The sequence below is a fragment of the Enterococcus sp. AZ126 genome (assembly GCF_051714545.1).
Classification (GTDB): domain Bacteria; phylum Bacillota; class Bacilli; order Lactobacillales; family Enterococcaceae; genus Enterococcus_L.
On sequence record NZ_JBIOSB010000001.1, the window covers coordinates 1,925,309 to 1,938,455 of the forward strand.

Genomic DNA, 13,147 nt, shown 5'->3' on the forward strand with positions numbered 1-13,147 from the left:
GTAAAAAGTACTCCTTCTTGTCTTCTCTCCATTCATTTATAAACTACTTTATGGCGTATTTGCTACTTGCCATAAAATCTTTGCCATATAACCACCTGCAGTTACAATTTCATTTGTAGGAATTTCTATCCTAAATCCTGTTTTTCCTGATTTCCAATCTTCACTCAACGTGTACTCATTTTTAATTCCTTCACTTGTTCGTTCTGCTAGTATTTCTGCATCTCCTTGCCTAAACTTAACTATACTGTCGTTATCTTTTTTGTAGCCTAATACGTCGTCAGGTAGTGTTTGTGCTGAATCTCTAACATTTGTAAATGGTGTTTGAAGCGTTGCTGTGACCTTCCAGTTTTTACTTTTCTTTCTACTATCCCAAATAACTAAAGGTTTATCGAATTCAGCGTTGTTTACTTTAATAAAATGAATCCCTTTTTGAATTTTTTGCTCTCCAAAAGACATAGTTGATGGTGCTGATTCAATGAACAGTTTCCCATCAAATGTATACGTCACTGTTTGTGGACTTTCACTGATCGTTAGTTTGTCTTCTGGCTGGTCTACAAGCTGATAATGTTCCGCCTTGATCGCATTAAGTACTTTGATCACTTGCTTATTTTTCGAAAGTTCTATTTCAGTACCAATAGTCTCTTCAATTACGATTGGCTTAACTGAAGGATCAAGGTCTTCCTTATCCGTTGTTTTAAATTGAACCGTTAATTTTTGTTTTTTCTTATTCAGAATCAATCGAATCGTATTATTCTCGGTGCTACCGATTGTATATTTAGGATAACTTGTTATCTCTTTGCCCTGCGTATCTGTTGCGCCACTCACCTCATATTGTTTACTTAGCTCCGCTAGTTTTGATTTAATTCCTGTTTCCTTCGTCAAATCACTTATTTCTGAATCTTCTGCTCCAGAAAACGTCGTCGTTGCGATTGGTGTGCTTTCTTTCCCTTTTTCCACGAACTGTACTGTCGTTGTAAGGCTGGGCTTAGTAATTGTGATATTAATCATCTTTTCAGCAGATTTAGTTGACCCTTTAGTGGCAATCAGGCCTACTTTATAGTTACCCGGAAGTGAACTGGCACTAAAACCGTTCAATGAATTGACATTGACATCAACTCCTTCAATAGAACCTGTCGTTCTATCCACACCAACAGCGTTAGATTTATCTAGAATCCATTCTTTAAGTTCTTTCATTGATTTTCCTTGAATTTCACTTGGATTCGCTCTAATATCTGACGCAACGACGTCCAAGCCACTTGTTGGTGGTGCATCAGTGTAGACAATAAATGGGATGGGGATTATTGTTTCCACATTTTCCGCAGTATCCGTAATTTTAACTGGTACTTTGAATATCCCATCTTTAGTAGTATCTGGTAAATTTTCTTTATCTACGTATTCATACGTTATTTTATTTTCTGGCGTACTTGGTAATTTATTTAACCTTTCAATGTACTCTTTAGGATTAGAGCCCCAACTAAAGGCAGTCCCTAGTTTCTTTTGTACAAATTTAGGAATTGCTGCAAAGTTATAGACTGTCATTTCTGAATAAGCATCATTAGAAGGCTGCCCTAGTTTTCCCAAATTTTGAAACGTTTCATCAACAGCTATCGAACTTATCGTAAATTTAGTACTATCCATTTTTTCTGGATTAAGTTCACTTGGATCTACGAACCCCTTATTTGGTACATTGAGAATAATCCCAGCTGTTTTATTTTCATTGACATTAGCCTCAAAAGGTTGCTCCGAAACTGTCCCATTCGGATACGTTACATAAAGTGTTCCTTTGCCACCTCCACCTATATCTGGAATGTCTCCTAAAGTATAGGCCATATTCAACTGAAAATTGCCTTGGCGATAGTATTCGCTGTATTGACTTGTATACATATCAATATTGGAACCTATCTTAGGCGCTGTGAATTGGGTTTCCAATTTCATCTTTGGAATTTCAGAGCCATAAAAGAGTTCATATCCCACTCTTAGTCGTTCCATTGGACTAACTAATTTAGCCGGAGCGCCCAATTCATAACTCGAATCATACCTTCCAGGATGTTCAGTATCAATACCAAAAATCCAATCACCTTCTTTTAAATCAAGAGCTTCTTGACCCTTTCGCTCAGCAAAACTATCGCCAAAATAATTCATTCCATACTTTGTACTGAGAGGACTATTCATATCATAGACGTTCCATTTTTTATAACCTGACAGCCAACGTCCTTGATTATCTTTTAACTTTATTGATAATGTTTCACCATCTTTTTCCATCTTAAAGCCAGAGCCATCTCTTAGTGCATAGACAGGAACTCCGTCACTCTTATTAAAGTATAAATCAACACTTTCTAACATAGTAAAGGTTTTATCAATATTAGAAATATTATACATATCTAGTGTATAGTTGAAGTTTAGGTTTCGAGTAAACCCACCATTATATACATAAAGAACATTATTAACATCATCAAGAATTATTTGTTTGATTTTATTTTCTTTTCTTAAGTTCTCCAATACTTTTGTTGGTTTCGCTGTGTTTTCGTTTCCATCCCAACCAAGTCCTGCAAATCGATTCCATTTTCCTTCATTGAACGGGAGAGGATATTCAGATCCAATCGCTTGATTATCATATAGTGGCTTAAAATTAACAGATGGAATTTGTGAAATTAGTGGCGGATAAGCATATCCATTCCAAATATAGCTCTTTTTCTGACTATCTCTAAATAATAATCCGATTTCAGGCTTTTTAACATTAGAACCCATAAGCTCTGTGATTTTTGTATCGCCAAAATTTGAAAAACCTAACATAGAGCCGTTAAACCCATTGACAAGAGTGCCCGGATTACTTGCATCAGCTGTCAACCAATTGTCTCGGCTATCCTCTTCAAACACTCCATCTGGATAAACAATGGCTCGAGCAGTGTATTTCAGCTTCTTATTTTCATAAGGAAATGCAAATTCAATGTCTCGAGCATCTATTTTAGTATCTGCTTTTTTTATACTCATAATCTCTGGCTTTACTGAATCCCCAGACGCGATATCCCAAGCTTTAACCGCTATTTTCTGATTAAGTTCCTGAATAACTTGTTCCTCTGATTTATCTTTCACGTCACTTTCGGTTAAAGTTAATGGTGTGTCAAAATTGACTCCTATCTTGTTCTCTAACGCAAAAGAACTGCTCTCTAATCCAAGGTTACTGATCACTTTTTTTGATTTAGCTTTATTCTTTGCTTCTGGTTTTTCAATAACTGAAACGGGGACTTTCACAATGGTCGCAATGGACTTATCACCTTTATCAGTAAGCTTTACGTACCCCCATTGAAAACCAATTTGACTTGTGTCAAAATCTTTAGATATTCCGTTCTCATCAACTACCTGATATTGGATATCCGAAGCTTTTGATGATTTTACTGATTGCACAGTAGAAAAGACCTTCTTTAAACTCTCTTCTAAATTAAAATCTTGATTCTGATTCAATATAACAGGCTTTTGAAGTATAGCTCCAAACACGATGATGTCCTTTTTCACAGTCGCAATGAGTTCCTTATTAGTGCTTAACTGAAATTCTGCTGTATACTTTCCAACAGAACGATTAGAAATCGTCGTATTGTTAACCGTTACTTGAACTTCAGACCCATTCAACGTATTCCATGCACGAGCATTAGCTTTTTTCTCTACTAACTGTTGTAACTCTTCCGCTGATTTATTTGCTGTCTCTTCTGGGTATAAAATAATCTGACCATTTTTCCCATCAAGCTGTATCGCCACCTGATTATCTAATACGAAAGAGGTATTCTCATTTGTGACGGTTACCGGTACAACGATACGATTATTGGGATCTGTATTATCAGTTGTTTCAATATAAACTTGTTGAAATCCAACAGTTTCGCTTGTTGGTTTCTGTTCATTTCCTTGTGCATCAACATATCTGTAATGCTCATTCTCTTTTGACTCAGAGACACCTAAAGACATGAACAACTTGTCTAATTCAGTTCCATTTTCAAGGTCTGGAAAAGCCTCATTTTGTTTCAAAATAAGTTCCTTCACGTCAGTCACAGCTTGTTTCTTTTGTTCCGCGAATACTGGTACAGCCTGTATAACAACCAATAGAATCATAATACAAATGGTCAAAATAATATCAAAATAATATTTTGTCTTCTTTTTTTGAATAATCCTCTTTTTCATTTTCCAGCTCTCCTTTAATAATTATACACGATTTGTTTTTATTTTATTATGTCCATTTTTTTACATTTCTTCTATGTCTTTTATACCAAACAAATAATAGAATAGTGGAACCAACAATTATCACTACTACTAAAAGAATGATGAAAAAAGTATTCGATTCATTGCTCATTTTGGTCAGTTGAGTATTCAATTTAGGAATGTCTTTTTCACTTATGTCAAAATCCTGTTCCCATGACCAAGATTCGCCACCTTTGAGCGTGACATGTGTCTGCATCGTATAAACACCTGGTGTCTTTAGTTTATATTGGAGTGGAATTGGAACATTGATTTGTGTGTTAGGTGCCATGCGCATTCTATTCCTATTCAGTTCAAAAATAACACGATCATCTGACTTCTTTCTTACTGCAACGGCTAAACTCATCCCTTCCGCAAAAACGGGTTGTTTGTTTGAAAAATTTAAGATAAGTTGGGCATTTTTCCCATTTGTATCGACAGAGATAGAATGAAATTCCAACTCTGGCTTAATCTTATTGACATCGCTCTCACTGAGCAGCACCCCTATTAAAAAAGCAAACTCATTGATGACAACGTCGCTCCCTTTTTCATTCTTTTCCGCTACGTTATCAAGGGGTTTCACTTGAATTCCGCCTACTATGTATCCTTCAAATGGTTCAATTGGAGGATGAATCATTAGCGTCACTACTTTACTATTATTAGCATCAATTTCTACTTTATCTGGTCCAGTCACAATCTCAGAAAAATCATACGTTAAAGAAGGATCTTTAAAAAAATTGTTTGGTCCATATTCAATCACCCCACTGCCATTGGTTTTGGCACTATTAAATTTTAAGGTTAACGTCATTTTATGAGTGGATAAATTATTCAATTTTAGTTGAATTGTTTCGTTTTTCCCGGGCTGTACCAGAAGGTCATAATAGCCTACCTCTTTATTTCGCTGATTTTTCGGAAAAATAACTTCATAGGAGAAATCTTTTAACGTATTGACATTTTCCTTTTCCCCATAACTTATCATTGGATGAACTCCTATAAAACAAACGAATAGAACTAAATAAATGAACCATTTTTTCATGTATATCTCCTTTATATGAACTAAAACTAAAAGATAGAGACTCTATCATCCTTAATTAGCAGTCATAGATACTCTATCTTTGAATATGAACGATTTACAACAATAACTGTTAACTAACCCATCTATAATTTTTTCATATTATTTTATTATTAGTTGATACCTGTACCTGTGAATGTATCCTCTAAACTCCATGTAAGTTTTGCAGAAAATGTTTTTCCTGCTTGACCTTGAGGTAAAGCTACTCGCAATTTTCTGTTTTGAATTTCAGTTGCATATGCACCTTTTTCTTTATTTGGTGCCGCTTTTGCTAAAACAGGAACAGCCTCTCCACCAGCAGCTACTTTTATAACAGTACCTTTAGCCACAGTAGCGATATCATTCCCTACATGGTTTTCCAATACACCTGCAGTTGATGGGTCTGGAGCACCAATAATATTATCTTCATCATCTTTTTCAAGCTTATAATTTTTTACGCCATCAGTAGTAAATTCTAGTTGAGCATCTGCTAATTTTTCTGCATTTGCTTCTGTACTACCAGCAACTGTAAAGTCGCTAAGTTTTACTACTGTACGCCATTTTCCTAAATCACCTGCATTTGGATCTCTATCATCACTCACAGCTAAAAAAGTAGGTTTGTTTAATGTATCTTCATATAAGCTAACAACACCTGCACCTTTACCAGTGTTCTTTTGCTCTCCAAAATTCATACTAGCCGGAATCCAAGCAATAGCCAAGTCGCCTTGTAATGGTTTTTCCCCTTCATTGTTTCCACCATCTTTCTTGATGGTAATTTCTAAATCTGTTTGATCTGCAGCGTGTGCGTTTGTTGGAACTAGTCCCAAAGAAAGAACCCCCGTTGATACTAGTAATGTTGCTAATAACCCTTTTTTCATTTATTTCTCACCCTTCTTTTATTATAGACAGGTTAGTAACAGTTATTGTTGTAAATCGTTCATCGTTTGTTGTTAGCCTAGTAATTTAATTTGTTCTTTTAATAATACAAATAAATAGATAACCAAAATTAAACTAATCAATGTAATAAGTAATAAGCTAAAATTGATCACTAAACTTGATTTGTTCAACTTTAGTCTTCTCACTAAAAAGATATCTCTTGAAAAAGACATTAAAAAATACACTAGTGTTATAAAGGAAATTGCTCCTAATATATACATCCATAAATAATCAATCATTTTCTACTCCTATATACTATAATAAATTTTTTTGAAACTAATCACGCCACAAAAGACAATCAAACAGGCGATTCCCGATAATAAGAGAATAAACGAGGTAATCATCTGACCTAGATGGGGCAAAGTGCCAGTTTTAGGTCCACTTGTATTTGGAAACTTTGGTGTCGGTTTTCCCACTATTTCTTTATCGATTGTTTTATCATCATCTGGTTTAATTTGTATGACTAAATCATTTGAGTCTTCATTTCCCGCTGCCAACACTGTATGTATCGGAAAGAAGGAGAAAATGGCTACCAAAAAAACCACATGTAAAATCTTTTTCATTGTCCGTACCCCCTATTTTTTATTCTTATTTTTTCCTTTCTTTTTCTTTTTCTTAGCGATTCTCAATCGTTTCCACGCCTTCTCCCATTTCTTTCTTCTATAGAAGAGCGTCCCCATCAATACCAAACTTGTAATGACCATCACGATACTGACTGCTTTTAACCAAGTGGGTGTCTCAATCTTAAAGACACTTAATGCATTGATTTCTTTGGCTTCTTCATTCGTGATCTTAAAGTCTTTCGACAAATGCCATTCTTCATTAGCATTTTTTGCATCCATCTTTAAGGTATAGGTTCCTGAAGGTAAATCATTGATCCCCCAATCCAATTCAAAATCAAAGTGACTATTAGGCGCTAATTTGTAATTTTGAACTGTTTTTTCTTTAATGACTTTTCCAGACTCTTTCTCTATCATCGTTGTTACAATGTTTAGATCATCTATTACTTTAGGTTCTGGATTTTGTAAACTGGCTAACACCATCTTTTTGCCATGGAGAATCGCTGCTTTGGCTGTATTTAGTTTTAGTGTTTTCCCGTCGGTAAACTCATCTCCATTTTCTGCTGTAATCAAGCCTATTTTATAATTGTATTCTGTTGACATCCCTTTTTGCTTCTCTTTATCCGGGACTAATGCAACTACAATTGCGCCCATTTTTACACCTTCATAGGGTTCCTTTGGTGCGGTTACTTGAACCTCAACCGTTTTTTCTTCAAAATTGCCCACAGTAATTTCCGGTGTCCCTACTTTTAATAAACTAGTGACAGGTTCTTTCAACGTTTCATCTATTTTGGCTAAATCTTCTGTATAATCAATCGTCCCATTATTTGAGGTAATCGCATTAACACCATAAATTTTCAGATGAACCTCTTCCTTTTTCGTACTTGCGACACGTAATTGTAGTGTTTGTGTTTCGCCTGGAACTGTTTTTATATAGAAGTAGCTTTTTTCTAAATCAATTTGTGTACTAGGTTGGAGTGGTGTCACCACATACCCTAAATTGTTCTCGTCTTCCGCAAAAACTTCTCTCGTTGACACTAGACTCACAAATACACAACTTACTAAAATGAGTGCACTATAAATTCTCTTTTTCAAAAAAATTCTCCTAACTTAATGAATTGGATTCGTTTTGACTCTCTGAAGTATAAATTTCAACTAGATATCCTTCATCTTGGTGTTTGATTTCATGTACTAATTTGAATGATTGCTTTTTAAAATAAGGCGTCCAGTAAGCAATAAACTCGTTTGAATACGTTTCAGCTTCCTCTAGTTGAGTAAACGGACCTGCTTCTTTTACACATTCCTTGTCTGTATAATGTTCTTGATTATCCTCATACAAATACTTAGTAATCGCATAAGTGATATAGACAATCACAAAGGAAGTTATCAAAATCGCTAGGAAATATGGCCAACAAAGGGTGCTAAGTAATGAGATAGAACAAAATAACGGAACGATCCCAAAACATACCATTGTCACTAACGTTCTTTTCCCAAAATCAACTTCCTTGATATTTTTGAAGAAGAAGAAGAAAAGTAAGAATAAACTGATCATCAATAATAAAAAGTACAGTATGGTGTATACCATGATTTCCGTTAGATAGAAACTTGAGATAAATATCAACTGAACCACATACCTCACATTCTTATCCACCCAAAAATTCATTTCATGATAAAACTTCCAAAAAAACACTGAATAGACAAGCCAACTAATGATGATTGCTCCTCCAATCAGATAATACCTTTTATACTTTTGAAAATAATTACCTAATGATTTAGTCACACTACTTACCTTCCATTTCTTCTAAAATAATCGTTCACCTTATTGCTTTTCAAATTACTTATAGTTACTATTGAATAAATATCCATTAGATCTGACTGTTTTGACAAACTTTGGCGCTCTTACATCTTTTTCTAATTTTGATCTCAAGTGAAAAATGATATTTGCTATTCGATAATTTTTCTCATCATAAGGCAAACCCCATATTTCTTCATATAGTTCCTTATAGGATACTGCTCTTGGAGACGCCGAATAAAGAAGCGAAAGAGTTTTATATTCTTTTTTTGTCAAATAGATTGGTGGTTTATCACCGAGATGCACACAAAGATTTTCACTGATCAATTTAAATTGCTCTTCATTATTTCTTTTAATGGTTTCTTTGTTCTTATCCTCTACGTTTTTTTGTATCAGTGTCAAACCATTATGTATTGCTTTTATAATTTCATCTTGATGCATTTCTTCACTAAAAACACTAATTGCACCTATGTTATATAACAATAGTCGATCATTTGCATTACACTTTTCTTTGTATATCCAGACTGGACAAAAATTATTCTGCACACTCTTCATATAAGCATTGCATATATCAGCAAGCTGTGAAGCTCCTCCTACAATAAAATAGGCATCATAGCTATCCTGTTCACTATTTTCAGTAAGCTCATCTAGTCGACTCGTTTCAATGTCAGAATAGGATTGTAATTTGTGATACCAATTTTCTTTTTCACCATTTAATGTTATAAAACCTAATTTAACCATTGTTATCCTCCCCATTTAAATTTCATTCAAATAATTTGTTTTTTATCTTACTAAATATAGTTTATTCTTTTTTAGAATAGAAACAAACGACATGGAAGCGTTACCAAATGCTAACCGTAGGAAAAATTTGTCTTTATTTTTTAAAAAATTAGTGTTACTATCATTCATATAATAAAATATTAAGGAGAAATAAATGATTATATACGTTATTGAAGATGATAATCAGCAAAGAAAACAAATTATTCATTATTTAAATGAATGTAAAAAATGTTTTTTTGATTTAGAGTTGTCAAAGTTTTCTAATCATTTAACGTTTATGGAAGAAATTTCTAAATTAACAATTAAGGATAATGATGTTTTTTTCTTAGATATTGATTTAAAGACTACCTATACCGGTATTGATTTAGCCTTAGAGATTCGAAAATATAATACAAAATGTTCTATTATTTTTTTGACGAGTTTAGAAGATAAAGCCATCAGTGTATTAAATAATAATATCTTTCCTTTAGGATATCTCATTAAAAATTTAGAAAATCCTTCAGAGACAAAACAAATAATTACTGAGATGATTAAAAAAAGTCAAATAACTTCTAAAAATTTTTGGCGTTTTAAACAAGATAAAGTTGAATTTTCTAGCGGTTCTGAAACATTATTTTTTAATGCTCGTGATATTTGTTATATTCACACATTAAAAAAATTTCATGGTCGAATCCTAATCAAAACGTTAAATGAAGAAACCATTATTGAAGCAAAAATCGGAAAACTAAAGAAGCAATTACAGCAGGAGTATATGATGACTTCTTTGCAATCCTATATTCTTAATCTTGAAAATATCATTTCTATTGATAGAAAAAATGAACACATTTTATTTGCCGGACATCAATTACTTTCAATTGGAGCCAAGAGCATTGATAAGGTTAAAAAAGCGTTACGGGTGTATAGCGATGATCGATAATGTTTATTTTGTCTTTTTACTATCGTTTAATTATATTCTAGCTATTTGGATGATTGCCTATAAACAGTTTTTATCCATTAAAGAGTCGCTTGCTTTAACATCTTTATTAGTCGTTCAGGGAATTATCAGTATTTGGCTTAATAACACATACTTTACATTATTCCTGATGCTTTTCTTCCTGGCTCAATTTATTTTTGTAATAAAAAAATTAAATGATTGGTTGATTCCTTCTTTATTATTAGTTTTTGAAGATGCACTCATCTTGATTTCTTGGCTGCCAACAATCGACTTATGGAATATACTTCTACTCAAAAAAGTTGTTTCTCCAGAAACTTATATGAATTATCTTTTCTTCCTTGTCGTTGCTCAGCAACTTTTATTAGCTCTATTGTTTTTTCTTACACGATCCATCTTGAAAAAAACAGCTTTACTGAATGCTTTAGCCCTTCTACCTAAAAAGCATCGTGGTCTGTCACTGGCTATTCTTTTTTGCTTGTTTCTTTCAATTGGATTACAGCAATTAGGCGTTTTTAGAGGGTATTCTGTTGCTTACTTTTATAGTACATTTATCGTCATAGGATTTACCGTGTTCTTTTCTTGGAATATTTTTTTACTTACCAAATACTACAAAGAAAAACAGTACTCTGTACTCTTAGCTGAAATGTATGCAGGAGAAAAACAGAAGATTGAACTAGCGACAAAATTTAGAGAGACATATAAAGAATTACTTGTTGATCTTACAGCTGATTTAAAAATGAATGATTTAGATCACGCTTCTCGACAACTTAGCAACATAATTGATTATTCAGATTCATTTCTTACGCCTAATCTTTATAGGAAAATTGCTATCGTCAATACGTCGTCTATTCAAGGGCTTTTAACTAATTTTATTAAAAAATGTGATAACGCTTCGATTGATTTAACGCTTCAAGTGACACAGGATCTAAGTTCTAGCGCGATGAATCTTGTTGATTTTATTCGTTGTTTTTCGATTCTTTTAGATAATGCCTATGATGCAGCTCTTCTCAGCCAAGAAAAGTCGATTTCTATTGAAATTGAGGGAGATCCTGACTATATAATGATCACAATTAAAAATACTTACGTTGAAAACCCTGAAATCGCCTTACAAGATTTCTTCCAAAATAACTTTTCTACTAAAGAAAATCATCAAGGCAAAGGTTTACACATCTTTTCCAAAATCGTTGCTTCCTATAAAAAAGCAACATATAGAAGTTCAAAGAAAGACCATTTTTTTGTTATCGTATTTTCTGTACCAAAAATAAAAAATTCAAACGTATAGAACTGCATGAAAATATCTATACGTTTGGATGAAAATGAGGTGAATAGTACAATTGGAATCACAAATCTATTTTTATTTTTTTTTTACTCTAGGCTTTTTACAACTGACCTGGTTTTTAGGTTATAACAAATACACTAGTAAAAAACAAACCATTATTCTTACCTTACTTCTAATCATTGAAATCATTTCAACTATTTTTCAGATAGGAAATAGTGATTTGTTTTTACTACTATTTTTTATACTTCAACCCATTTTTGTATTCCGACATTTAAATAGTTGGATTCTAATGACATTATTTATGTTTTTAAATAACTCGTTTTTAATTCTTTCTTGGCTATTTAGCTATGATTTTTTAAAGCTCTTATTTGAAATTCATTTTATAAGTTTACAACAGTTTCATCAGTATATAACCCTATCAATACTATCTCAGCAATTGTTACTGTTTCTTTTTATTCAAGGCTTTAATCACTTTGATAAACAATTTTTGATTTTTGATTCTATTTCTCGAATCCATAAAAAATACAAAGTCCAATCTATTATAGGTATCATTTTTTTAATTATTTTAGGAAGTGCCAGAAGGATAATCGTCAATGGTCATTTTACAGAATCGTTTTTTTATATTACAGTCGTGTTGTTGATTTTAAATATAACGGTTCATCTGACTGCCTATGTCTACAGCCAGTACTATCAACAGACGTTAGAGAAAAATATTCTTTCTCGACAATTTAATCAAGAAATGGAGAAAATCACCTTATCCGATGAGTTTCGGCATGATTATCGGAATATTTTATTGAGTCTAAATAGCTATATTCAAAATGGAGAAACTGAAGAAGCATTAGACTTTATTTCCTCCATAGTCAATTATTCACAACCACTGTTAGAAGACTCGCCTTATGAGCAATTAACTTATATAGAGATCCCAGCAATCCAGGGGTTATTGATTAAATTTCTTGATCTTGCACAACGTAAGGGAATCACGTTTAAATTATCAATTCCTACCCCAATTCACGAAACGGATAGTTCAATACAACTTGCAGATTTTATTCAGTGCTTATCGGTTTCACTTTCATATGCTTTGAATGGTCATGAAGATATTCTGCTACTTATAAAAAAAGAAAAAAAACAAATTTCAATCATATTAAATAACAACAAAGAAAATAATGATAGTCCGAATAATTCATTTGAAACTCTAAATAATAAGCATAAGCAACAACATGGAAAAAAATCTGAGTTATATCTAGTCAAAAAAACACTAAGTAAATATAAAAATACGTCTTTTCAGTTTTACGCAACTCCTCAACATTTTTTACTTCAATTTGATTTTCCAGTACATGATTCTAGTTTATCTAGTAAAAGAATTAATCTCTATAACCTATATCCTAGAACCTAAAGTTGACGTTGTAAAAATATAATACTATGCGTCCCACACTATTTAATCAAAAATGACCACCCAAATGAAACCTGACTATTCTAAATTTAGGATCGGTCAGTTAATATCATATTAATTTTTGAAGAATTAAAGGCATCAATACATTTCGTTGCTTACCTTCGATTCACAAGAAGGTAAGCAACGAAGTAATATATAGTT

Annotated in this window: 10 protein-coding genes; 3 read left to right on the forward strand and 7 right to left on the reverse strand. The window is 32.8% G+C overall.

Going from position 1 to position 13,147, the window contains the following annotated elements; all coding sequences use genetic code 11:
• Window positions 1-48 precede the first annotated feature (48 nt).
• The 7 genes from IGI43_RS09225 to IGI43_RS09255 form a co-directional block, all read right to left on the reverse strand.
• Entirely contained in the window at window positions 49-4,170 is a 4,122-nt protein-coding gene (locus IGI43_RS09225; protein WP_438757502.1) for a hypothetical protein, read from the reverse strand.
• 46 nt (window positions 4,171-4,216) lie between these two features.
• Window positions 4,217-5,203, reverse strand: coding sequence for a DUF916 and DUF3324 domain-containing protein (locus IGI43_RS09230; RefSeq protein ID WP_438757503.1), 987 nt, complete (start codon window positions 5,201-5,203; stop codon window positions 4,217-4,219).
• 206 nt (window positions 5,204-5,409) lie between these two features.
• Window positions 5,410-6,153: a WxL domain-containing protein gene (locus IGI43_RS09235; protein ID WP_438757504.1), complete on the reverse strand. Its 744-nt coding sequence runs from the start codon at window positions 6,151-6,153 to the stop codon at window positions 5,410-5,412.
• Window positions 6,154-6,459: 306 nt separating this feature from the next.
• The gene (locus IGI43_RS09240) at window positions 6,460-6,774 is read right to left on the reverse strand and encodes a hypothetical protein (RefSeq protein WP_438757505.1); all 315 of its coding nucleotides are present in this window, start codon (window positions 6,772-6,774) and stop codon (window positions 6,460-6,462) included.
• Window positions 6,775-6,786: 12 nt separating this feature from the next.
• Entirely contained in the window at window positions 6,787-7,866 is a 1,080-nt protein-coding gene (locus IGI43_RS09245) for a DUF916 and DUF3324 domain-containing protein (protein WP_438757506.1), read from the reverse strand.
• 10 nt (window positions 7,867-7,876) lie between these two features.
• A complete protein-coding gene (locus tag IGI43_RS09250) occupies window positions 7,877-8,551 on the reverse strand; it encodes a hypothetical protein (protein ID WP_438757507.1) in 675 nt (224 codons plus the stop codon).
• Window positions 8,552-8,605: 54 nt separating this feature from the next.
• On the reverse strand, window positions 8,606-9,304 hold the full coding sequence (locus tag IGI43_RS09255; RefSeq protein ID WP_438757508.1) for a DNA-binding response regulator: 699 nt from the start codon (window positions 9,302-9,304) through the stop codon (window positions 8,606-8,608).
• A gap of 193 nt (window positions 9,305-9,497) precedes the next feature.
• Here IGI43_RS09255 and IGI43_RS09260 point away from each other — a divergent pair, with 193 nt between their 5' ends.
• The 3 genes from IGI43_RS09260 (at window position 9,498) to IGI43_RS09270 (ending at window position 12,949) form a co-directional block, all read left to right on the forward strand.
• Window positions 9,498-10,259 carry a LytR/AlgR family response regulator transcription factor gene (locus IGI43_RS09260; RefSeq protein ID WP_438757509.1) on the forward strand — a complete coding sequence of 254 codons (762 nt, stop codon included), beginning with the start codon at window positions 9,498-9,500 and terminating at the stop codon, window positions 10,257-10,259.
• Window positions 10,249-11,559, forward strand: a complete 1,311-nt coding sequence (locus IGI43_RS09265; RefSeq protein ID WP_438757510.1) for a GHKL domain-containing protein — start codon at window positions 10,249-10,251, stop codon at window positions 11,557-11,559. The genes IGI43_RS09260 and IGI43_RS09265 overlap by 11 nt, the downstream gene beginning before the upstream one ends.
• 286 nt (window positions 11,560-11,845) lie before the next feature.
• Window positions 11,846-12,949 carry a hypothetical protein gene (locus IGI43_RS09270; RefSeq protein WP_438757511.1) on the forward strand — a complete coding sequence of 368 codons (1,104 nt, stop codon included), beginning with the start codon at window positions 11,846-11,848 and terminating at the stop codon, window positions 12,947-12,949.
• Window positions 12,950-13,147: the final 198 nt, after the last annotated feature.